This is a genomic window from Thiohalocapsa halophila, assembly GCF_016583825.1.
GTDB lineage: Bacteria > Pseudomonadota > Gammaproteobacteria > Chromatiales > Chromatiaceae > Thiohalocapsa > Thiohalocapsa halophila.
In genome coordinates this window covers 46,084-68,334 of sequence record NZ_NRRV01000002.1, presented here as the reverse complement: position 1 = coordinate 68,334, position 22,251 = coordinate 46,084, and the positions used below count along the sequence as shown (strand labels likewise).

The following is a 22,251-nucleotide window of genomic DNA, read 5'->3' as shown; positions in this document are numbered from 1 at the left end:
TGTCGTACCAGCCGCGTGCCGACATGGCCGTTTCTCTCAAGATGGAAGGATTCGCCGGGGCAGTCTACTCGTCTCGGTCGCCGGCAGACGCGGACCGCTCGGGATTGATACAGCCTCGGTGCGCGCCGCGAGCGCCGACGCCGGCTTCCTTATCTCAGCCCGAGCGATGCAGGGGTCCTTGTTCAAGGCCGCGGGCGCCCGGCCCGGTCGTCATCACTTGCGGGCGAGGTGGGCCTGTACCATCTTGAGCTCGCCGTAGGAGCAATCGTCTCCAAGGGCCTGCTTGGCGGGGCCGAGCGTGTCGGTCCCCGTCTCGGTGAGGACGGCGGACATCCGTGCGAGCTTCTCGTCGCCGATGAAATCCGTGACGGCCAGCTTACCGGCCCGGATGAAGTCGGCTAGGTGGCCCTCGATGGTGGTGGGCTTGAGCGAGCGGCGCTCGGCGATCTCCTGGATGCTCAGGCCCTCGCGGTGGAGGCGGTAGCTGGTGAGCCGGGTGTCGGTGTCCTGCGCGGTTTCTGTCGGGTTGCGTGGTTTGCCGGGGCGCGCAGCGGCTTCGGCGTCGCTGGCGGCGGGTTGGCGATGCTCGGCGACGATGGCGAGGATCTCGGCGCCGTAGCGCTCGACGCTGCGCTTGCCGATGCCGTGGATGGTCTTCAGGGCCTTCCGGCTGTTCGGGCGGGCTTCCGCGATGCGGCGCAGCACCGCCCGGGTGAGCGTGTGATGCTGGGTGCTGCCGTCGCGCGCTTCGGCTTCTCCCTTGCGCTTGCGCCACGCCTGCAGCGCTGCGAGGAGGTCGTCGGGGCCTTCCGCCGCGCCGGCGTCGGGCTCGGGCCTGTTCCCGGTCTGCGGCGGGCGGGCGTCGAGATCGATGCGTGCCTTGGACGCCGCGTCGAGATAGGCGCTGGTGGCGAAGCCCTCGCGGCAGCTCTCGATGCAGGCGGTCTTGATGGCGAATGCCTTGCGCAGCTCTTCGACGGCCTGACCGAGCGACTTGCGCAGCGCCTTGTTGTCGGTCTCGAAGCCGAAGGCATTGAGCCAGGGCCGCAGCTGCGCGTCGAGCCGCGACCCGAAGTACGCGGACGCCTTGCGCACGCGCTCTTGGAGATGGGCGTCGTCCTCCGGTACCTGGTCCTCGCGGTACAAGCAGCGGAGCTGGTTGCGGAACTTGCCGCCCACCTCGACGACCTCCCGGCGCATCTGCTGCTCCAGCTCGTCCATGCTGTCGGAGCCGTGGGCGTCGATGACGCTCGCGTTGTCGCGCAGCAGCCCGAGCAGCCGCCGCAACCGGGCGCCGAGGTCGTCGAAGCTCCAGCATTCCTGCAAGAGGCGCTGCTGGTAGGCGATGCGGGCGCGATCGAGCTGGGTCCAGGTCGGCGGGTTGCGGGTCGCCGCGCCGACATAGTGGGCGACCCGGCGGTCGGTCATCACCGCGCGGCGGGGGATGGGGGTGCTCAGCACCAGGCCCTCGAAGGTCTTGCAGCGGCTCAGGGCCACGTAGACCTGGCCGTGGGAGAAGGCGGCGCCGGCGTCGATGACGGCGCGCTCGAAGGTGAGCCCCTGGCTCTTGTGGATGGTGATGGCCCAGGCGAGGCGCAGCGGATACTGGATGAACTTGCCCACCACCTCCTCGGTGATCTCTTTGGTCTCCGGGTCGATGCGGTATTGGACGTTCTCCCAGGCGACGGGCTCCACGTCGATCTCGGTCTCGGGGTGGGTGCCGTCGGGCGGGCAGCGCACGACGATGCGCTCGCGCTCCAGCTCCGTGACGGTGCCGATCTTGCCATTGAAATAGCGCTTGTCCGCCGAGCTGTCGTTGCGCACGAACATCACCTGGGCGCCCGCCTTGAGCGTGAGCGTTTCAGCGGTGGGATAGGCGTGGGCCGGGTAGTCGCCCTCGATGCGCGCCGTGAAGCTCAGGGGCTTGGCGTCGAGATCGCGCAGGCGGGTGTCGTTGATCCGATCGGCGCTGCGGTTGTGGGTGGTCAGGGTGATGTAGCCGTCCGCGTCATCGGGGGTGAAGCCGGGGATATGTCGGGCATTGAGCTGCGCCAGCGCGGCATCGTCCAGCTGGTTGTCGCGCACGCGGTTCAGCAGCGCGATGAAGTCCGCATCGGACTGGCGATAGATATGCTCCAGGGCGATGGGCGTCACATCGGTCGCCGCGAGCGCCCGACTGCTGAAGAAGTAGCCCGAGTCGTAGAAGTCCCTGAGGATGGCCCAGTCCTTGTCCGGCACCACCGGCGCGAGCTGGTGCAGGTCGCCGATCATCAGCAGCTGCACGCCGCCGAAGGGCCGATCGGTGCGGCGCTGGCGGCGCAGCACGAAGTCCACCGCGTCCAGCAGGTCGCAGCGGACCATGCTGATCTCGTCGATCACCAACAGGTCCAGGCCCTGGATGATGTCGCGCTTCTGCCGGTTCAGGCGGTGTGCCGCCGCCTGGCGCTCGGCCTCGCCGCCGGGCACGAAGGGCCCGAACGGGAGCTGAAAGAAGGAGTGCAGCGTGACGCCGCCGGCGTTGATCGCCGCCACGCCGGTGGGAGCCGTGACGATCATCTGCTTCGGCGACGCCTGCTTCAGCTGGTGCAGGAAGGTGGTCTTGCCGGTCCCCGCCTTGCCGGTGAGAAAGATGCTGTGGCTGGTGGTGGCGACGAACTCCCGCGCCAGTTGCATCAGCGGATTTGACTCGGACTGCGCCATGCTCGGGCACGCTCCGTGACTGTCCAGGCCGGTCCGCATTATCCATTCTTTGCGTGTTTTCTGTCACGAGACAACGCCCGTTGCGGCAACCGGACGGCGCGGCAGTGCCGGTGCACGCCGCTGCGTAACCCAGTACAGCGCCGGTGGCGGGGCCGGTACCGCCGGTAGATGTCGGCGCGAACAGGCTGCCAGCCGCTACTTGTGCAGGAAGCTCATAAACTCCGAGCGGGTGCGCGGGTCGTCCTCAAAGGTGCCGCGCATGGCGCTGGAAACGGTGGTGCTGCTCTGCTTCTGGACGCCGCGCATCATCATGCAGGTGTGGCTCGCCTCCATAACCACGGCGACGCCGTGGGCGCCCAAGTGCTCCATGAGGGCGTCGGCCACCTGGTTGGTAAGGCGCTCCTGCACTTGCAGGCGGCGGGCGAAGACATCCACCACGCGGGCGACCTTGCTGAGGCCCACGACCTTGCCGTTCGGGAGATAGCCGACATGGGCATGGCCGAAGAAGGGCAGCATGTGGTGCTCGCACATACTGTAGAACTCAATGTCGCGGACGATGACCATCTCTTTGACGTCTTCATCGAAGACGGCCTTTTTGATGATCTCTTCCGCAGAGAGCTCATAGCCGCTGGTGAGGAAGTCCATTGCCTTGGCGACACGCAGCGGCGTGCGGCGCAGGCCCTCGCGCTCAGGGTCTTCGCCGATCTCCTGCAGCATCTGCCGTACGAGACGCTCCTTGGCCTCATCGTAGACCTCGTTCTCGGCGTCGGCTTCGAAGCTGTCGGCGTAATGGCCGTCGGTGGCGATGCGCGCTAAGCGCCCTTCTGCTGCCATGGTCGTCTTCCTGCTGGGTCGGTCGCGGGCGGCCATGCGGGCCGCCGACTGCGTTTTGTGGAGTCGCAGCCCGGCCCGAAGCATGGCTGGGTCTGCGCTGGCTGGCGCAGAGAATAGGGGCTCGCGCGGCGATTCCCATCAATAGGGGTGCGCCGCGACATCCCTGCTGACATTGCGTGCTTGTGCTGTAAGGAGTTGTCGTTGGTCGCTGAGCGCGGCGTGATGCGCGGGCATGCAGGGCTTCAACGGCAGGGCAGCGCGGTGTGACATTGATCGAGATCCTTGTCGGGGCGCTGCTTTCTGGCAGCGCTATCCGGCTTCCGGTAGCATAGACGACCGTAACGCTCGGCCGCTGTCCACTCGAACGCGCGAGGGAACCTGTCTCCGGCCGACAGCTTTTGCGCGCAGGACCCAGCCGGCCGCGATCCACGCGAGCATCCGCAGCGGAGGCGCGCATTTTCGCCCCGACGACCGGGAGCCCGATCCTCATCGACACCGCGCTCGACGCTGGCATCGGGTCGCTGCTGCGGCCGCAGCCAGTCGGTCCCGTGACCTGTGCCCGCCCGGGGCGCAGGCGCCGGCGCCTTAACGCCGTGTCTTCATCGGTCGCTGTGCCGCTCGCCCTGCCCGCCGCCCCAAGCCCGAGGAAACAAGCATCATGTGTGGATTCTGCGGTGAGATCCGCTTCGACGACCGCCCCATCGATCTGGCCGCGCTGGCCGCCGTCAACGCCGTCATGGAGCCCCGCGGTCCCGACGCCAGCGGCCTGTTCCAGCAGGGGCGGGTGGCGCTGGGCCACCGTCGGCTCAGCATCATCGACCTCAGCACCCACGCCGGCCAGCCCATGGTGGACAGCGACCTGGGGCTGACGGTCGCCTTCAACGGCTGTATCTACAACTACAAGCAGCTGCGCGAAGAGCTCGCCGGCAAGGGCTACCGCTTCTTCAGCCACGGCGACACCGAGGTGGTGCTCAAGGCCTTCCATGCCTGGGGCGCGGACTGTGTGCAGCGCTTCCACGGCATGTTCGCCTTCGCCGTCGCCGAGCGCGACAGCGGACGCCTGACGCTGGTGCGCGACCGCCTCGGCATCAAGCCGCTGTACTTCGCCGAGCTGCCGGGGGGCCTGCGCTTCGCCTCCACCCTGCCGGCGCTGCTGGCGGGCGGCGGCATCGACACGGACCTGGACCCGGTGGCGCTGCATCATTACATGCACTTCCACGCCGTGGTGCCGGCGCCGTATACCATCCTGCGCGGCGTGCGCAAGCTCCCGCCGGCGACCATCCGCGTCATCGAGGCGGACGGCACCACCCGCGAGCACGGCTACTGGGCGCCGACCTTCGAGACCTTGCCGGAGGAGCAGGGCCTGAGCTTCGACGACTGGCAGGACCGCGTGCTCGGCGCCCTGCGCACGGCCGTGGAGCGCCGGCTGGTGGCGGACGTGGACGTCGGTGTGCTGCTCTCGGGCGGGCTCGACTCCAGCCTCATCGTCGGCCTGCTGGCGGAGGGCGGGCAGACCGGGCTCAACACCTTCTCCGTGGGCTTCGAGAGCGTCGGCGACGAGGCCGGGGACGAGTTCCAGTACTCGGACATCATCGCCTCGCACTACGGCACCCGCCACCACAAGATCCACGTCGACTCGGCCTCGCGGCTGCTGCCGAACCTGCCGAGCTGCATCCGCGCCATGGCCGAGCCCATGGTGAGCCACGACGTCATCGGCTTCTTCCTCCTCTCCCAGGAGGTCGCCAAGCACGTCAAGGTGGTGCAGAGCGGGCAGGGCGCCGACGAGGTCTTCGGCGGCTACCACTGGTACCCGCCAATGCAGGAGAGCACCGATGCGGCCATGGACTATGCGCGGGTCTTCTGCGACCGCGGCCACAACGAATATCTGCGCGCGGTGCACCCCAGGCTGCACGGCGACGACTACAGCCGCGACTTCATCCGGGCCCACTTCGACATGCCCGGCGCCGAGGCCGCGGTGGACAAGGCGCTGCGCATCGACCAGCTCGTCATGCTGGTGGACGACCCCGTCAAGCGCGTGGACAACATGACCATGGCCTGGGGCCTGGAGGCCCGCGTGCCCTTCCTGGACCACGAGCTGGTGGAGCTGGCTGCGCGCATCCCGGCGGAGCACAAGCTCTGCGACGACGGCAAGTGCGTGCTGAAGGCCGTCGGGCGCCGTGTCATCCCCAAGGAGGTCATCGACCGGCCCAAGGGCTACTTCCCGGTGCCGGCGCTCAAGTACCCGCGCGGCGAGGTGCTGGACATGATGCGCGACGCCGTGACCTCCCAGCGCGCCCGCGACCGCCAGCTCTTCCAGCCGGAGTACGTGCAGGAGCTCCTCGCCGACCCGGAGTCGCACATCACGCCGCTGCGCGGCTCCAAGCTTTGGCAGGTGGCGTTGTTGGAGCTTTGGCTTCAGGAGCACGGCATCTGAAAATCAGTGCGTAGTGCGAGACGTGCGCAGTGCGGTTCTGCGCCAGCATCGCGAGGATGCGCCCCGCACTTCGCACCGCGCACCGCGCACTCGACCCCTAGGACGAAGCTCGCCCAAGCAGTAAACGAAACCGGGACGAGAGGACAAACCATGACCACCCGCGACAACATCCACCACCGGCTCGAGCGCAAGCGCGGGCCGTCGGTGAGCAGTTGGGACAACAAGCCCCGCAGCGACGACGAGAGCTGGTCCGAGACCGTCATCGATTGCGGCTGGGGACGGCTCATCTTCGGGCAGACCTTCAACGACCCCCAGCGTCTCGCCCGCTGCCTACAGGACGAGCAGCCCGGGCGACGTGATGTGGCCCTGTACCTGCGCGACCCGCACGTGGTGCTGTCCTATGCGCCGCAGGACTTGTTCTTGGACCCGTCCCACACCTTCCGGCTGTGGTTCGAGCGCTACCAGTTCACCCAGCGTCGACCCAAGGGCTTCGTCGTGCGGTTGCTGACCAGCCACATGGATGCGGAGGCGGCGACTCGGCTCTATGCCGCACGCAAGATGGTGCCGCCGGACCCGGACTTCATTTTTCAGCAGCGCGCCTCGCGGGTGCTGCATTACTGGGTGGCCGAGGACATACAGGACGGCGCCATCCTCGGCGTCGTCTGCGGCGTCGACCACGTCGAAGCCTTCGGCGACTACGAGCGCGGCGCCAGCCTCTGGGCGCTGTGTGTGGACTCACAGGCGCCCTACCCTGGTATTGGTGAGATGCTGGTGCGCCAGGTGGCGGAGTTCTATCATGCCCGCGGCCGCGCCTTCCTGGATTTGTCGGTGATGCACGATAACCGCGGCGCCATCCGGCTCTACGAGAAGCTCGGCTTCGAACGGGTGCCGGTGTTCGCGCTGAAGAACAAGAACGCTTATAACGAGCCCCTGTTCATCGGCAAGCAGCCAGAGACCAACCTCAATCCGTATGCCACCATCATCGTCAACGAGGCGCGCCGCCGCGGCGTCGGCATCGAGGTCATCGACGCTGAGGCCGGCTACTTTGCGCTGAGCCTCGGCGGTCGGCGGATCGTCTGCCGGGAGTCGCTGTCCGAGCTCACCACCGCCGTGGCCATGAGCCGCTGCGACGATAAGGCCGTCACCCAGCGCCTGCTGCGCCGCGCCGATCTCAAGGTGCCGGAGCAGTGCGAGTTCGAGGCCCTGGACCAGGCCGAGGCCTTCCTCACCAAGCACAAGCGCGTGGTGGTCAAGCCCGCCCGCGGCGAGCAGGGCGCCGGCATCAGTGTCGATATCCGCTCCGTGGCAGACCTGGAGCGCGCCATCACCGCCGCCGAGCGCATCTGCGAGACGGTGATCCTAGAGCAGTTCTGCGAGGGGGACGATCTGCGCATCATCGTCATCGACTTCGAGGTGGTGGCTGCCGCGGTGCGCCGCCCGGCGCATGTGATGGGCAACGGTCAGAACACGGTGAACGAGCTGATCCAGATCCAGAGCCGGCGCCGCCGCGCCGCCACCGGCGGCGAGAGCTCCATCCCCATGGACGACGAGACCGAGCGCTGCGTGGTCCAGGCAGGCTACCGCATGGACCAGGTGCCGCCGGAGGGAGAGCTGCTGTGGGTACGCAAGACCGCTAACCTGCATACCGGCGGGACCATCCACGACTGCACCGACCAGCTGAGCTCGACCCTTGCGACCGCGGCAAAAAAGGCCGCCCGGGAGCTTGATATTCCGGTGACGGGGCTGGATTTTCTCGTTCCTGAAATCAGTGGCGCCGAGTACGTGATCATCGAGGCCAACGAGCGCCCCGGACTCGCAAATCACGAGCCGCAGCCAACCGCCGAGCGCTTCGTGGATCTGCTGTTTCCGCAGACCGCGACCCGCCACCCTGCCAACCGAGAGACCCGGGTTTGAAAGCCGTTCCCATCGATCACGAGTACCTGCTCGACATCCTGCTGCGGCTGCTGTTTACGCCCAGCCCATCCGGGTACACCGACCGCGTCGTGCACCTCGTCTGCGAGGAGCTCGAGCGCATGGATGTCCCTTTCGAGCTCACCCGCCGCGGCGCCATCCGCGCCACGCTGAAGGGCGAGGCGGAGCGGCCCAACAAGGCCATCGTGTCCCACATCGACACCCTCGGCGCCATGGTCAAGTCGCTGAAGCCCAACGGGCGGCTGCACCTGGTGCCCGTGGGACACTGGAATTCGCGCTTCGCCGAGGGCGCCCGTTGCACGCTCTTCACCGACCACGGTCAGCACCGCGGCTCCATCCTGCCGCTGAAGGCGTCCGGTCATACCTTCGGCCCGGAGATCGACTCCCAGCCGACGGGCTGGGACTACGTGGAGCTACGCATCGACGAGCGGGTGTTCGACCTTGAGGGCTTGTTGCGGCTGGGCGTGCACGTGGGTGACTACGTGGCCATCGACACCAACCCAGAGGTCACGGCCACCGGCTTCATCAACTCCCGTCACCTGGACGACAAGGCCGGCGCCGCACTGCTGCTCGCGGCCACCAAGGCGGTAAAGGAGCAGGACGTGCCGCTCCCCGTGGACTGCCATCCGCTGTTCACCATCTCCGAGGAGGTGGGCTCCGGTGCCTCGGCGGCGCTGCATCAGGACGTGGCCGAGATGCTCACCATCGACAACGGCACCACTGCGCCCGGGCAGAACTCCAGCGAGTTCGGCGCGACGATTTGCATGGCGGACATGGGCGGGCCCTTCGACTATCACCTGACCCACCGCATCATCCAGATCTGCCAGGAGTTCCAGATCCCGCACCAGCGCGACGTGTTCAAGTACTACCGCTCCGACAGTGCCGCCGCGCTGGAAGCCGGCAACGACGTGCGCACGGCCTTGGTGACCTTCGGGATCGACGCGAGTCACGGCTACGAGCGCATCCACCAAGAGGCGCTGGAGTCCATCGCCGAGCTGGTTGCCATCTACATGCAGTCGCCGCCGCTCTATGCGCGTGATCGCTTCGAGATGGGCCCGCGGGCGGGCTTCCCGACGGTGCCCGGCTGACGAAGGGGGGAGGGACAAGAGGCGAACGGCTTGCCCTTCCTCGCTCGCCCTGCGCGTGACACCGCGCCGAGACTGGACAAGCATTCCAAATAGGCCGATGTTCCCAGGCTACCCCGCCGGCACTGGAGTGGATGTATGTCAACGGTCACTTTCGACACGCTGGAGCTTGTGGAGAAGCTCAAGACCGCCGGCTTTGCCCAAGAGCAGGCGGAGGCGGTGGTGCGCGTCATCGCCGATGCCCAACAAGAGCTCGTCACCAGGGAGTACCTCGACCACGCCCTGAAACGCGAATGCGCCTCGCAGCTCGGTCCCATCCGCACGGAGTTGGCCGTGCTCAAATGGATGATGGGCGTCGTCATCGGCGGCCTCGTTGCACTGATCATCAAGAGCTTCTTTGCCTGAGCCCGGTTCTGCTTGCTGCCGAAAAGCTCGAGTGCTTTGCGCAAGTAATGGACGAGCACTTCTACAACGACCTTGACGCGACGTTGGAGCAGGTGTGGCAGCGCCTCGGGCGCGGGGTGGCGGACCGGCGCTCAGGGATGCACACGGTGCAGCTGGCGAGCCTCGGCCCGGATGGCACGCCGCGCGTGCGCACCGTAGTGCTGCGGGGTATGGACCGCGGGGCGCGGTTGCTGCGGGTGCATACGGACCGACGCTCGGCGAAGTTTGCGCAGATCGCCGAGCGCCCGGCGGTGGAGATTTGTGCCTATGATCCGCGGGCGAAGATCCAGATCCGCGCCCGCGGATTGGCCGAGGTGGTCACCGCAGACGGGGCCGAGCCCGCCTGGGCCGCCACCGGATCCGGTTCGCGCGTTTGCTATCGGGCACCGGCCGGACCGGGAACGCCGCTGGCGGATCCCGCCGCGGCGGACCCGCAGCCAACGGCGCCGGCGCACGCCGACGCGGGCCGCGAGCACTTCAGCGTGGTGCTGACGACGGTGGCGCGCTTCGACTGGCTCTACCTTGCCGCTCGCGGCCACCGGCGGGCCTGCTTCGAGTGGCGTGAGGGTGGCTGGCAGGGCACCTGGCTGGTGCCTTGAGACTGTACCGCCCGGCTCGATCGAAGGGCGACAGGCACTCGGCACGCACACGGCTGTGGTCCTGGATCGGGCAGTGGGCCCGGGTAGCGCAGGCGGCGCACTGCGACCAAGCTACACCCCCCCGGTGTGTGCGCGAGCGCGCCCGGGGGTGATGGCACCACGGGACCCGTCAGCCGAAGGCGAGGCGCTGCTCGGTGCCGTCGGCGGCGCGGGTGATTACCTCGAAGCCCGCGGTGGCGAGATCCGCCCGCAGGGTTGCGGTGTCAGCACCGTTGCGCCAGGTGAGCTCCAGCTTCGGATCTGCCGTCTCCACGACCGTGAGCTCGCCGGCGAAGGCCGGCGTGGTGTTGCGCAGCCGGATCAACGCCAACTGGTCGCGGACGACGGGCTGGGCGAGACCCTCTCGCACGTCGTCCATGGACAGGTTGGTGCGGTTGATCTCCTTGTGCCCGGCGGCACCGCCGGCGTCCGCGGCGGCATAGTCGTTGCGGCCTGCGAAGAGGTCCAGGTACCACACCTGCGGGATGCCCGGCATAAAGAGCTGGATTGCCCGGGCCAGCAGGAGCTTCTGCTCGTCTTCGCCGAGGGCGCTGAAGAAGGTGGCGTTGACTTGGTAGTAGGCGATTTTCTTGCCGTCGGTGCCATAGAGGTTCTTGACTCGGCCGCCATGATTGATGATGGCCTCCATGACGGCGTCGATACGGGCGTCGTCCAGCAGGCCGGCATGATGCACGCCGTCCACCACCACGCCGCGCAGGTCCAGCACGGGGATGCCGTCGTGGCAACCGAGCATGTTGATGGTCTCCAGTCCGCGGGTCTGGATCTCGCCGATCCAGCGCTTGAGCGGTGTGCCGGTCTGGTACTCGAGGGCGTCGATGACCAGCCCGGGGAAGAAGAAGTCGTAGATGGGATAGCCCTGCGCGGCGACCTCTTCATGCAGCTCCTTGCCGTATTCCGCGTGGACCTCCGGGAACACGATGAGGTCGTGCTGGCGGGCGATGTTGCGCAGGCGCCCCAGGTATTGCCAGGTGCCCGGCTTGTTGAAGAAGTTCGGCTTGCCCGGCTCCTTGTGCAGGTAGGCGAAGGCGTCCAGACGGATGATCTTGGCGCCATAGCTCTTGAGCTTGCCGAGAGTCTCGTCGTAGAACTGCCACACCCGCTCGGAGCGGGCGTTCAGGTCCATCTGGCCCAGGTATTCGCGCTTGCCATCCACCACGGCCAGGGTTTCGCTGCGGCAGTGGTTGTAGCCATCCAGGTCGATCTCGTCCGGTGTCACGCCGTTCTCCAGTGCCCCATTCACCATCATTGCAATGGAGGGCGCGACGGATTCGTCCACGCCGACTTCGATGAGCTCGTCCGGGGCGACCGGGCGGTAGGTCACCTTTTGGTAGAAGGTGTTCCAGTAGGGGCGGTCGGTGCCGTCCGGGAAGCGCACATCCAAGATAGGCAGACCCGGTTTGCGCAGGAAGAGCTTCTCCAGGTGCTCGGAGTCTGGAATCACATGGCCGTCTGGGCCCATCTCGCCATGCTCGTGCCAAAAGGCGTTCCAATCGACGAAGAAGTCCTTGTACTCAGAGTCATCGCCGTTGCGCAGCAGGTCTTGGAACTGCGGTGAGGCCACCGAGAGGTGATTGAGCACCAGATCGAACTTGAACTGGATGCCGCGCTGCGTGAGTGCCGCCAAGTCATCCGGCGTTACCAGCTCTTCGTTGAGGTCGTAGTCGATGACCGAGAAGCCACGGTCGAGGTCGCTGTGAAAACAGGTGGGCAGGAGGTAGAGCAGCGAGAAGGCGCTGTCGAAGTCCGGCTGTTGGAGCAGCGAGACCAAGTCGGAGAGTCGGTTACCGATGCTGTCCGGATAGACGTTGAGCATCACGCCGTTCGGCAGGGTCTGAACGGCGGCGTCCGCATGATGTGCCATAGCTGGTTTCCCCCTAGCTGGAACCGGCAGCGGTTGGGTTGGGCCTGAAGTCGAGTGCGGGAAAAGGTTTTGGGGCCGCGCGACCCGGAGCTGGCGTCGGCGACGTCTTGGTGAGCATGATGGACGCCTGCCAGTGGCGACGACAAGCCGAGCGCTTGACTTCGGGCAAGGCGCGTGGATACGAAAACCGCTAAGGAAACGAGGAAGCTGTGTAATGTGCGCCGTGATGATCTAGGACAAGGCCGATCGCGCCAGCGACATCCGGCGCGCGCGGCTACTCAGTGGGCGCCGGGGTATTCTGCGGCGACAGTCGCGACATGAGGGATCATGCTAAGCAAAATCAAGTAACCACCGAGAGCTTGACGGGCCGGCGGTAAATCCACTGCGCGGCAGCGGGGCTGGGCTCGAATTCCTTGACCCGCCGTCGCCGCTATGGATTGCGGCTCTTGTCCTTCAAGCTTGGTACAGGTGCGGCTGCTTTTCCAGGGCGGGGATCGCTGATGTGTCCCGTTCGTCACTCCAGCCCGGGTGACAGGCGTCATCGCTCGACCGCCCGCCAGGGGTGGCGTCGGCGTGGTACCCGAGACCGCGGCCATGATGCTTGCGGTTGCGTGCCGCGGGGCCTAGTCTCGCGCTGGCCAATCGCACAAGAACGAACCCACGAGGAACGAGGGCCATGTTGCTGAACCTTCCGGGCAGCGTTTGGGGCATGCTGATTGCTCTGGTGGCGGTCCTGATGCTGCCGCTGCTCATTATCTGGGTCGCCTACCGCTACTTGCGCTGACTGCCGCGGGCCTGCCGGCCGCGCGGTTGACGCCTGCCTACGCCGGCGCGGGCGCGGTCCCGTGTCGGGAGAGGGCGCCACGGGAGAGGGCGACATAAGCGGCTGCTGAACACTTGACATAATCCTACGCCAATAATACTTTACATAACGCAGGCGCTCACCGAGGCCTGCCTGACGTGCGGTTCCTAGAACGCACACCTGTCACATGTTGCTCAACTGGAGGATATGTCCATGACGACTATCGACTTTTCGCCCCTGTTCCGGTCCATGATCGGCTTCGATCGGCTGTCCAACGCCCTCGAGTCGGCGTACCGCACGGAGCCCGGCGGCTATCCGCCCTACAACGTCGAAGTGCACGGCGAGAACGATTACCGCGTGACCATGGCGGTCGCCGGTTTTTCGCCGGAGGATCTGGAGATCGAGGTCACCGAGAACGTGCTCCGTGTCTCCGGGGCCCGTGCCGAGCAGGATAAGGAGCAGGACACCAAGTACCTGTACCGCGGTATCGCCAACCGTAGCTTCGAGCGCAAGTTCCAGCTCGCCGACTATGTTCGGGTGGTGGATGCGCGCCTGGAGAACGGCCTGCTGCACATCGAGCTGCGCCGGGAGATTCCGGATGCCATGAAGCCCCGGAAGGTGGAGATCCGCAGCGATGACGCGAGGCTGATCGGCGGCTCGTCCCAGAAGGCCGAGGAGAAGGTCGCCGCGTAACCCCTCGGGTCAGCGGCACACCGCAGGGATGCGGTTCTTGCGAATGCCGCCGATGACGATCAAGGCCGGGCTGATGCCCGGCTTTTTTGTGCTCGGCGCGCGGACGGAGCCGGCCGCCGTTGCGGCCGTCGTCAAGCGCGGGGGGCCGGCGGGACGCAGCTTCCGCCGGGCGCGCGGCGCAGGCCCTCAGGGGTCGCTGCGCAGGGCCGAAACCTGGTCCGGGGTCACCGGTGCCGCATCATTCCCCCAGTTGGCGCGGATGTAGCTAGCCAGGGTGGCGATCTGCTTGTCCGTGAAGATGCTGCCGAAGGACGGCATCACCACATGTGGGGAATAGGCCTCCGAGGGGTCCGAGGGCGCTCCGAGCAGTAGCGTCTTGATGACATCATTGGGCTGTCGCAGCGTGACCACTTCGTTGCCGGCGAGCGCCGGAAAGTAGGGCGGCAGACCCTGGCCGTGACTCTGGTGGCAGCTGGCGCAATAGCCGCTGTAGAGCTTGCGACCCTTGACGTAGGTCTCTTTGCTCAGCTGGTGCGGCACCGGCGGTGCCGTCGGCGGGGCTTCTTTCGGCGGGCGATCCTTCAAGTAGACCGCCATGGCCCGCAGGTCGGACGCCGCCAGCTGCGACAGGCTCTGGTGGACGACTTCCGCCATCGGCCCCAGCGCCGCCGTTGCCGGCCCGCCGCCGGCCGTGGCCGGCGGCGCCTCCCCGGTGGCCAGATAGGTGGCGAGCTCGTCGACGCTCCAGTCTCCCAGCCCCGCGGTGAGGTCGTCGGTCAGGTTGGGGGCGTACCAGCCGTCGACGATGGCGCCGGTGAGGGCCTCCTTGTGCTCCTTGGCACCGGCGATATTGCGCGGCGTGTGGCAACTGCCGCAGTGGCCCAGCCCCTCCACCAGGTAGGCGCCGCGGTTCCATGTCTCGCTCTTGTCGGGGTTTGGCTGGAAGCGCTCGTTGTCGAGATACAATAGCTGCCAGCCGAACAGTAGGTCGCGCATGTCGAAGGGCCAGCGCAGCTGCGTCTCCGGCGGCTGATAGCGCGAGGGCTCCAACGAGAACAGATAGTCCTTGATGGCCAGCAGATCGTCGTCCTTGACCTTGGTGTAGGACGGATAGGGCAGCGCCGGATAATAGGGCTTGCCGTCCGGACGGATGCCGTGCTGCAGGGCGCGCAGGAAATCCTCGTCGCTGAAGCCGCCGATGCCGTAGCCCTTGGCCGGCGTGATGTTGGGCGTATAGATCTTGCCGAACGGGGTGTCGAGACTGCGACCGCCCTCGAAGGGTTTGCCGTCGTCGCGGGTGTGGCAGGCAGCACAGTCACCTGCCAAGGTCAGATAACGGCCGTAGGTCACCCGTGCCTGGGAGAGGCTCCCGTAGGCCTTGGCTGGCGGCAGCAGAGACTTCTCGGCGGGGGCGGACTGTGACTCAGCGTCCGGCTTGGCCGCACCGGACGGCAGGGTATCCGCATCCGGTGCTTGCTCTGCGCCGACGACTGGGGCGGCCGCGCCGATAACGCCGCAGGCGAGCAGAGTGGCGAGGACGACGACTCGGTGGTCCATGGTGCGCTTCTCCAGAGGTAGGGGGTCTAGCTGTGAGGCGGGAATTGTGCCCCAGGCACCCGCCGACTTCACGGTTGGGATTTTGCGGTCACCCGGCTGGCGTGTGCGCAGCGTGCAGTGACCGCTAGCCGCGGCCTCGCGCAGCGAATCCTTCCCCGCCGAGTGCAGCGACCGCGATCTAGTGCGGCAGGCGTGGCGGGCACCGACGAGCCGCTGCGGGGCGTGTTGCCTATCTCGGGGATCGCAGCAGTTGTTATGTATACTGTCACCAGATTGGGTGAGCATCGGGTCGCGCCGCCTTTTTTGGCGGGGTTAGTAACAGACTGAATGGGCGAGCATTTTCCTCGTATCTGCTGGGGTCTTGCCAATTCGGGGTCGTTTTAGCCCCCATGTCATGGCATGGTAAAGGCTTGTGCGGCACGGTTGCATGCGCCAAGCCGTGTCGACAATTGGACCTGAACAATCCGCGAGGATAGCCATGACTCACTACACCGACGAGCGCACGGCTAAGGAGAAGCGCGCACTGGCGAAAAAGCTCAAGCAGGTGGAGCGGGAAGCCCGCCGCAAGGCCATTCGGGAGCGTGACCGCTTCACGGGCCTGCAGATTTCCCCCTCCGCCTCTTACGAGGACGACGCCCCACGCCGTGAGCCCGGGGACGACAATTGGTCCGGCTTCGGCTTTGACCTGCATCCGCATGTGACCTTCGTCTCGAGCTTCGTGCTCATCGTTTTCATCCTGCTGACGCTGATGTGGCAGGAGGAGGCGGCCGCCTTCTTCGACGGCGCCATGTCGCTCATCACCGGCACCATGGGCTGGTTCCTGATCCTAGTATCCAACCTCTTCATCTTGGCTGCGCTCTACTTCGCGCTCAGCAAATTCGGGCACATCCGCATCGGCGGTGTCGACGCAAAGCCCGAGTTCACGCGGCTTGGCTGGTACGCCATGCTGCTCAGCGCCGGCATGGGCATCGGTCTCATGTTCTGGAGCGTTGGCGAGCCCATGTACCACTACCAAACGCCATCGCCGATGTTCAACGGCATCGACGCGGAGACGCCGGAAGCCGCACAGGCCGCCATGGGCGTGACCTACTTCCATTGGGGCATCCACCCCTGGGCCATCTATGCCATCGTCGCGCTCGGTCTCGCCTTCTTTGCCTACAACCGCGGTCTGCCGCTGACGATCCGCTCGGTGTTCTACCCGCTGCTCGGCGACAAGATCTACGGCTTCTGGGGCAATGTCATCGACATCCTGTCGGTGTTGGCGACCCTGGTGGGCCTGGCGACATCGCTGGGGCTCGGGGTGCAGCAGGTGAACGCGGGCCTCAATCACCTGTTCGGCGTCGGCCTCAACACTCAGAACCAGGTCATCTTGATCGCCGTGATCACCGGCTTTGCGACCATGTCGGTGTTCGCCGGGCTGGACGCAGGCGTCAAACGCCTGAGCCAGCTCAACATGATCATGGCCGCAGTCCTGATGATCTTCCTGCTGGTCGTCGGCCCGACGGTCTATATGCTGAGCGGCTTCAGCCAGAACCTGGGCTTCTATCTCACCATCCTGCCGGAGATGTCCCTCTGGACGGAGACCTTCAAAGAAACCAACTGGCAGGGCAGCTGGACGGTCTTCTACTGGGCCTGGTGGATCTCCTGGTCGCCCTTCGTCGGCATGTTCATCGCCCGCATCTCCAAGGGGCGCACGGTCCGGGAGTTCATTTTCGGCGTCATCGTCATCCCGACGCTGCTGTCATTCCTGTGGATGTCCGTCTTCGGCGGCGCGGCGTTGCACCTTCAGGCCAGCGGCGTCGCCGACATCGCGGCGGCGGTCAACGACGACGTCGCCAAGGCGATGTTCGCCATGCTGGACAACTTCCCCATCGCCGAGGTCCTCTCGGGCGTCGCCGTCATTCTGGTGACTGTGTTCTTCGTCACCTCGTCGGACTCCGGCTCGCTGGTGGTGGACCACCTGACCTCCGGCGGTAAGCTGGATTCGCCGACCACCCAGCGTGTGTTCTGGGCGATCATGGAGGGCGTGGTCGCCGCGGTGCTGCTCATCGGCGGCGGGCTGGCAACGCTCCAAACCGCGGCGGTCAGCACGGGCTTGCCCTTCGCTTTGGTGCTGCTGGTGGGTGTCTATGCACTCTATGTCGGCTTGAACGAAGAGCTGTACGTCGAGACAGCCGTCACCAAAGCCGTTACCCAGGCAGAGGACGACCACAAGCTCCAAGAGGTTGTGGAATCGGTGGTGCAGAGTACCACCGAGGCCGCCGGCACCGAGCCCGCGCGCTCCGGCTGATCGCGCGACAACCGGCGCCTGCGTCTGCACGCCCATGACGGGCGTGCAGACGCTTCCTCCTCCAGCCCTCCTCCAGCCGTGCCCCTGATGAGCGCAGGTATGAGCGCAGGCCTGAGCGCAGGCATCAGCGCAAGCGCCTGCTCGGCGCCGCACGGGTGACGGCCCACTCTGGGCTTTGGCTCAAATCCCCCTCGGGCGGGGCATCGCAGCCGTTGCGGTCCGCCGCCTGCCGCCGTCGCGAGCGGCGCAAACCATCCAACCCAACGCTGGTCCATGCCGCCTGGCGACGCGGCCATGGGCCAGATTGCGCCGGCTGCTGCGCGCCTCGCCGCGGATGCTGCCCGCAAGGGTCGAGGTCTGCGCATCGAGCGCGATACAGATCTGGCCCGGCTCCTGCTTGCCGCTCTGGTGACGAGGATGGCTGACGACGAGCGAAGCGCCGCCTATGCGCCACCCTGCACATGGCCATCGAGTGCGGCGGACGGGCGGCTGCCAAGTCTCTGCGCTGCAAGGCCAGCCATCGAGCCAATCGCCGGACCGGGCAGCGGCACAGGCAGGGCGATGCGCCGCGCAGCCGGTCCGCCAACCGGAGGACCGATCATGCGAGATCAGCGCAAGCAATTCAGACTCATCGTTACCGCCATCGCCGCCGCCATTGCGCTGGCCCTGCCGCTCAGCGCAGTCGCAGAACGGGGCGACGCGGTCTACTACGAGCCGCCTGACTTCGAGGACATGGACATCAACGATAACGACCTGCTGGCCCCGGCAGAGGTTCAGGGACGCTCACCGCTAGCCGGCCAATGGCAACGCTTCGATACCGATGGCGACGGCCGCATCGACCGCGAGGAGCTCGCGGACTTCCAGGTCTATGAGGGCGAGACCCCGGACAACCTGCCGCCCATGCCGCCCGCGGCGGCGGAGACTCGCCCGGATACACCGGCCTTGGGACCGGAAATCAACGCACCGGACTTTGCCGAGCTCGACATCAATAATGACGGCGTCCTCTCCCAGGGCGAGGCCGGCGGCCGCAAGGGCCTGCTGGATGAATTCTGGCAGGTGGACGGCAACCGCAACAATGTCATCGAGCGGGACGAGTTTTCGGCATTCGAGGCCTATCCGGGCTCGACGCTGCCGCCGGACGCGGGCCCCCTCCCCTGAGACTCGGGTCCTGAGGCTCGCACAGGCTGACTGACGCCCCTGCCGCAGACAGCCTGCGGCGCGGGGGATGTGCATCGCGCTGCCGCAGGCTCCCGGCGCTCAGCCCCGCCGGCGCCCGGTGAAGTCGCCGATGCGCCGGCGATCGCGCTTGCTGGGTCGGCCGCGCTCCGGTGCCGGGGTCCGCCCTGCCTCGCGGCGCTCGCGCACTTGCTCCTGGCGCTTGCGGTGGCTGTGTTCGTCTTCGCGGTAGAGCAGGGCGGCCTCGGTGGCGGGCCGGCGCTGCTTGGAGAGAGCCTGCACCTCGATACGCCACTCGTACTCTCCTTTGTGGATGGTGAGGCGGTTGCCGGGGCGGATGCTGCGGCCCGGCTTCACGCGCTGACCGTCCACCTGGACCTTGCCGCCGTTGATGGCCTCGACGGCCAGCGGCCGTGTTTTGAAGAAGCGCGCCGCCCACAGCCACTTGTCCAGCCGCTGCGCGCCGGCGGCCTCAGCGGCGGCTTGCTTCGGGGCACCGGTCATCGCGGCGCTCAGGCGAGACCCAGAAGCGGGTCCAGCTTGCCGGCGCGCTCCAGTACAGCCATGTCGTCATAACCGCCGACATGCAGCTCGCCGATGAAGATCTGCGGCACCGTGGTGCGGTTGGCGCGCTGCGTCATCTCCTGGAAGCGCTCGCGGTCGCCGTCGACGGAGATCTCCTGCCACGCCACGCCCTTGCGCTCCAGCAGGCTGCGGGCGCGCACGCAATAGGGGCAGAAGGCGGTGGCATACATCTGTACCTGGACTGCGCCGGCGGCGGTGTCCGGTGCCGCGGCGGTGTGCTCCTGCTCGGTCTCCGGCTGGCGTTGCTGCGTGCTGCTCGGGTACATCTGGCTCCTCGTCTTGTTGGTCTGGGGGACGGTAGGCCCGGCCGCAGCGGCGTGCTGCGCGCGTCGCGACGACGGCTTGAAAAGGCTGCGCCTTGGCCGGACAAGCCAAAAGACTGACACACGGGGCCCGAGTGCGCCAGACTGCGCGCCGGAGCCGCAGCGCCGCCGCCCGGCAGCGCGCCGACAGCAGTGAGCTAGCTGCGCAGTGTACGACAACCGCCGAGATCGCCGCCCTATGTACCGAACGACGCCTCCGGTCATCCACCTCAAAGACTACCGCCCGCCCGAGTTCCTCATCGACCGGGCCGCGCTGCACTTCGACTTGGGGCTGGAGGAAACGGCCGTGCACGCGGAATTGGATCTTCGCCGTAATCCGGCGGCCAAGCGCGGCGACGGCGACCTGTACCTGGACGGCGAGCACCTGGAGCTGCTGGAAGTGGCGCTGGATGACCGCACCCTGCCGCCGGCCGAGTACGAGATCCGCGAGGATGCCCTGGTGGTGCACCGGGTGCCGGACCGCTTTCGGCTGCGCACCCGCGTGCTGATCCGCCCGGCGGACAACACGGCGCTGGAAGGGCTCTACGTCTCCGGCGACATGCTCTGCACCCAGTGCGAGGCCGAGGGCTTCCGGCGCATCACGTACTTCATCGACCGCCCGGACGTGATGACCCGCTTCTCGGTAGCGCTGGCGGCGGACGCCGAGCGCTTCCCGGTGCTGCTGGCCAACGGCAATCCGGTCGGCGAAGAGACGCTGGAGGATGGCCGCAAGGTCGCGCGCTGGGACGACCCCTTCCCGAAGCCGAGCTATCTCTTCGCCGTGGTGGCCGGCGATCTCGCCGCCGTGTCGGACCGCTTCACTACCCTGTCCGGCCGGGAGGTCCCGCTCAACATTTATGTCGAGCCCGAGAACACCGACAAGTGCGACCACGCCATGCGCTCGCTGAAGGCCGCCATGCGCTGGGACGAGGAGCGCTATGGGCGCGAGTATGACCTGGACGTGTTCAACATCGTCGCGGTCAGCCATTTCAACATGGGCGCGATGGAGAACAAGGGCCTCAACGTCTTCAATGCCAAGTACATCCTGGCGCGGCCGGACACGGCGACGGACATGGATTTCGCCGGCATTGAGGGCGTCGTCGCCCACGAGTACTTCCACAACTGGACCGGCAACCGCATCACCTGCCGCGACTGGTTCCAGCTGAGCCTCAAGGAGGGCTTCACCGTCTACCGCGACCAGGAGTTCAGCGCCGACCAGAGCTCCCGCGGCGTCAAGCGCATCGAGGACGTGCGCATGCTGCGCGCGCGGCAGTTTCCGGAAGATGCGGGCCCCATGGCCCACCCGGTGCGCCCGGACTCCTACATCGAGATCAACAACTTCTACACCGCCACGGTGTACGAGAAGGGCGCCGAGGTGGTGCGCATGCAGGCCAACCTGCTGGGCCCGGAGCGTTTCCGCAAAGGCACCGACCTCTACTTCGAGCGCTTCGATGGCCAGGCCGTCACCACTGAGGACTTCGTGCGCTGCATGGAAGAGGCCGGCGACATCGACCTGAGCCAGTTCCGCCGCTGGTACGCCCAGGCCGGCACCCCGGTGCTGGAGTGCGCGGACAGCTTCGACGCGCACACCGGCGCCTACACCCTGGAGATCCGCCAGCACACGCCGACCACCCCCGGCCAGTCCACCAAGCTGCCCCTGCAGATCCCCTTTGCCGTCGGGCTGCTGGACGCCGCGGGGGCGGATTTGCCGGTGCAGCTGGACGGCGAGACCGAGGCCCCGGCGCCCGGTACCCGCATGCTGGCGCTGCGCGAGGCGGTGGAGCGCTTCACCTTCGTCGGACTCGACGCCGAGCCGGTGCCGTCGCTGCTGCGCGGCTTCTCGGCGCCGGTGATCGTGCGCTACCCCTACACGGACGCCCAGCTCACCTTCCTGATGGCCCACGACAGCGACGGCTTCAACCGCTGGGACGCCGCCCAGAGCCTGAGCGTGCGGCTGCTGTTGGAGCTCGTCGCCGAGTCGGACAAACCGGTGCCGGAGGCCTACATCGAGGCCGTCGGCCGGGCGCTGAAGCAGGACGACGCCGACGCCGACCAGGCCCTGCTTGCGGAGGTGTTGACCCTGCCGTCGGAGAGCTACCTCGGCGATCAGATGACCGTCGTCGACGTGGACGGCATCCACCGCGCCCGCGAGCAGCTGGCCGCCGCCATCGGCGAGCAGCTCCGGGACGCGCTGCTCGGTGTGCTCGAGCGCAACCAGGAGCCCGTCGAATACGACCTCTCGCCCGCCGCCATGGGCCGACGGGCGCTGCGCAACGCCGCGCTGGGCTATCTCATGCGCGCGCCGACGCCGGACATCGTCGAGCGCTGCCGGGCCCAGTTCGAGGCCGGGCACAACATGACCGACGTCATCGCCGCGCTGCGCTGCCTGGTGGATGCCGACCCCGAGCACGTCGGCGATGCGGGGGAGCAGGCTCTTACGGCCTTCTACCAGCGCTGGGCCGAAGACCCGCTGGTACTGGACAAATGGTTCGGGCTCCAGGCCCAGAGCAGCCGCCCGGATACTCTGGAACGGGTGGAGGGGCTCTTGGAGCACCCCAAATTCACGCTCACCAACCCCAACCGGGTGCGCGCGCTCATCGGCGCCTTCGCCGTGGGCAATCCGCTGCGCTTCCACGCCGTCGACGGCGCCGGCTACCGCTTCCTCGCCGACCGCATCCTGGAGCTGGACCCGCTGAACCCGCAGATCGCCTCCCGCCTGCTCTATCCCATGACCCGCTGGCGGCGCTACGATGAGATCCGCCAGGCCCTGATCCGAGCCCAGCTGGAGCGCATCCTGGAGGTGGAAGGCCTCTCCAACGACGTCTACGAGGTGGTCTCCAAGAGCCTGGGGCAGGAGCAGGACTGAGCCGCACCGTCGGGCGGCCGCCCGGCGGCAG

Annotated in this window: 15 protein-coding genes; 9 read left to right on the top strand and 6 right to left on the bottom strand. The window is 67.0% G+C overall.

Annotation, left to right across the window (positions count from 1 at the left end; genetic code table 11):
* Positions 1-213 precede the first annotated feature (213 nt).
* Positions 214-2,700, bottom strand: coding sequence for a helix-turn-helix domain-containing protein (locus CKO31_RS01445; protein WP_200233337.1), 2,487 nt, complete (start codon positions 2,698-2,700; stop codon positions 214-216).
* Between the two features lie 195 nt (positions 2,701-2,895).
* Positions 2,896-3,534: a GTP cyclohydrolase I FolE gene (gene folE / locus CKO31_RS01440; RefSeq protein WP_200233335.1), complete on the bottom strand. Its 639-nt coding sequence runs from the start codon at positions 3,532-3,534 to the stop codon at positions 2,896-2,898.
* A 658-nt stretch (positions 3,535-4,192) separates the two neighbouring features.
* Here folE and CKO31_RS01435 point away from each other — a divergent pair.
* From CKO31_RS01435 to CKO31_RS01415, 5 genes are all read left to right on the top strand, one after another.
* Positions 4,193-5,968, top strand: coding sequence for an N-acetylglutaminylglutamine amidotransferase (locus tag CKO31_RS01435; protein WP_200233333.1), 1,776 nt, complete (start codon positions 4,193-4,195; stop codon positions 5,966-5,968).
* Between the two features lie 150 nt (positions 5,969-6,118).
* A complete protein-coding gene (gene ngg / locus CKO31_RS01430) occupies positions 6,119-7,882 on the top strand; it encodes an N-acetylglutaminylglutamine synthetase (RefSeq protein ID WP_200233331.1) in 1,764 nt (587 codons plus the stop codon).
* Positions 7,879-8,988, top strand: coding sequence for an osmoprotectant NAGGN system M42 family peptidase (locus CKO31_RS01425; RefSeq protein WP_200233330.1), 1,110 nt, complete (start codon positions 7,879-7,881; stop codon positions 8,986-8,988). The genes ngg and CKO31_RS01425 overlap by 4 nt, the downstream gene beginning before the upstream one ends.
* Positions 8,989-9,123: 135 nt before the next feature.
* Complete coding sequence (locus tag CKO31_RS01420) at positions 9,124-9,390, top strand: CCDC90 family protein (RefSeq protein ID WP_200233327.1); 267 nt, start codon at positions 9,124-9,126, stop codon at positions 9,388-9,390.
* Positions 9,391-9,437: 47 nt separating this feature from the next.
* Positions 9,438-10,028, top strand: coding sequence for a pyridoxamine 5'-phosphate oxidase family protein (locus CKO31_RS01415; protein ID WP_200233323.1), 591 nt, complete (start codon positions 9,438-9,440; stop codon positions 10,026-10,028).
* A gap of 169 nt (positions 10,029-10,197) precedes the next feature.
* Here CKO31_RS01415 and CKO31_RS01410 read toward each other — a convergent pair whose 3' ends face one another.
* On the bottom strand, positions 10,198-11,949 hold the full coding sequence (locus tag CKO31_RS01410; RefSeq protein WP_200233321.1) for an alpha-amylase family protein: 1,752 nt from the start codon (positions 11,947-11,949) through the stop codon (positions 10,198-10,200).
* 1,015 nt (positions 11,950-12,964) lie between these two features.
* On the opposite strand from CKO31_RS01410, the gene CKO31_RS01405 reads away from it, so the two are divergent.
* The gene (locus CKO31_RS01405) at positions 12,965-13,444 is read left to right on the top strand and encodes an Hsp20 family protein (protein WP_200233319.1); all 480 of its coding nucleotides are present in this window, start codon (positions 12,965-12,967) and stop codon (positions 13,442-13,444) included.
* 186 nt (positions 13,445-13,630) lie between these two features.
* On the opposite strand, the gene CKO31_RS01400 is transcribed toward CKO31_RS01405, so the two are convergent.
* Complete coding sequence (locus CKO31_RS01400) at positions 13,631-15,001, bottom strand: cytochrome c (protein ID WP_200233316.1); 1,371 nt, start codon at positions 14,999-15,001, stop codon at positions 13,631-13,633.
* Positions 15,002-15,479: 478 nt separating this feature from the next.
* Here CKO31_RS01400 and CKO31_RS01395 point away from each other — a divergent pair, with 478 nt between their 5' ends.
* Together CKO31_RS01395 and CKO31_RS01390 are read left to right on the top strand one after the other, a co-directional pair.
* The gene (locus CKO31_RS01395) at positions 15,480-17,291 is read left to right on the top strand and encodes a BCCT family transporter (protein WP_200233315.1); all 1,812 of its coding nucleotides are present in this window, start codon (positions 15,480-15,482) and stop codon (positions 17,289-17,291) included.
* Positions 17,292-17,891: 600 nt separating this feature from the next.
* Entirely contained in the window at positions 17,892-18,449 is a 558-nt protein-coding gene (locus tag CKO31_RS01390; protein ID WP_200233314.1) for an EF-hand domain-containing protein, read from the top strand.
* A gap of 99 nt (positions 18,450-18,548) precedes the next feature.
* Here the strand turns inward: CKO31_RS01390 and CKO31_RS01385 are convergent, their stop codons facing one another.
* Both CKO31_RS01385 and grxC read right to left on the bottom strand, forming a co-directional pair.
* Entirely contained in the window at positions 18,549-18,971 is a 423-nt protein-coding gene (locus tag CKO31_RS01385; RefSeq protein WP_200233312.1) for an RNA-binding S4 domain-containing protein, read from the bottom strand.
* Between the two features lie 8 nt (positions 18,972-18,979).
* Positions 18,980-19,318 carry a glutaredoxin 3 gene (gene grxC / locus CKO31_RS01380; protein WP_200233310.1) on the bottom strand — a complete coding sequence of 113 codons (339 nt, stop codon included), beginning with the start codon at positions 19,316-19,318 and terminating at the stop codon, positions 18,980-18,982.
* A 235-nt stretch (positions 19,319-19,553) separates the two neighbouring features.
* Between grxC and pepN the strand changes: the two genes are divergently transcribed.
* On the top strand, positions 19,554-22,220 hold the full coding sequence (gene pepN / locus CKO31_RS01375) for an aminopeptidase N (protein ID WP_200233306.1): 2,667 nt from the start codon (positions 19,554-19,556) through the stop codon (positions 22,218-22,220).
* Positions 22,221-22,251 lie beyond the last annotated feature (31 nt).

Coding starts and splice junctions, on each gene's coding strand:
- CKO31_RS01445 (WP_200233337.1), bottom strand. CDS start 2,700: ATGGCGCAGTCCGAGTCAAATCCGCTGATGCAACTGGCGCGGGAGTTC.
- folE (WP_200233335.1), bottom strand. CDS start 3,534: ATGGCAGCAGAAGGGCGCTTAGCGCGCATCGCCACCGACGGCCATTAC.
- CKO31_RS01435 (WP_200233333.1), top strand. CDS start 4,193: ATGTGTGGATTCTGCGGTGAGATCCGCTTCGACGACCGCCCCATCGAT.
- ngg (WP_200233331.1), top strand. CDS start 6,119: ATGACCACCCGCGACAACATCCACCACCGGCTCGAGCGCAAGCGCGGG.
- CKO31_RS01420 (WP_200233327.1), top strand. CDS start 9,124: ATGTCAACGGTCACTTTCGACACGCTGGAGCTTGTGGAGAAGCTCAAG.
- CKO31_RS01415 (WP_200233323.1), top strand. CDS start 9,438: ATGGACGAGCACTTCTACAACGACCTTGACGCGACGTTGGAGCAGGTG.
- CKO31_RS01410 (WP_200233321.1), bottom strand. CDS start 11,949: ATGGCACATCATGCGGACGCCGCCGTTCAGACCCTGCCGAACGGCGTG.
- CKO31_RS01405 (WP_200233319.1), top strand. CDS start 12,965: ATGACGACTATCGACTTTTCGCCCCTGTTCCGGTCCATGATCGGCTTC.
- CKO31_RS01400 (WP_200233316.1), bottom strand. CDS start 15,001: ATGGACCACCGAGTCGTCGTCCTCGCCACTCTGCTCGCCTGCGGCGTT.
- CKO31_RS01395 (WP_200233315.1), top strand. CDS start 15,480: ATGACTCACTACACCGACGAGCGCACGGCTAAGGAGAAGCGCGCACTG.
- CKO31_RS01390 (WP_200233314.1), top strand. CDS start 17,892: ATGCGAGATCAGCGCAAGCAATTCAGACTCATCGTTACCGCCATCGCC.
- CKO31_RS01385 (WP_200233312.1), bottom strand. CDS start 18,971: ATGACCGGTGCCCCGAAGCAAGCCGCCGCTGAGGCCGCCGGCGCGCAG.
- grxC (WP_200233310.1), bottom strand. CDS start 19,318: ATGTACCCGAGCAGCACGCAGCAACGCCAGCCGGAGACCGAGCAGGAG.
- pepN (WP_200233306.1), top strand. CDS start 19,554: ATGTACCGAACGACGCCTCCGGTCATCCACCTCAAAGACTACCGCCCG.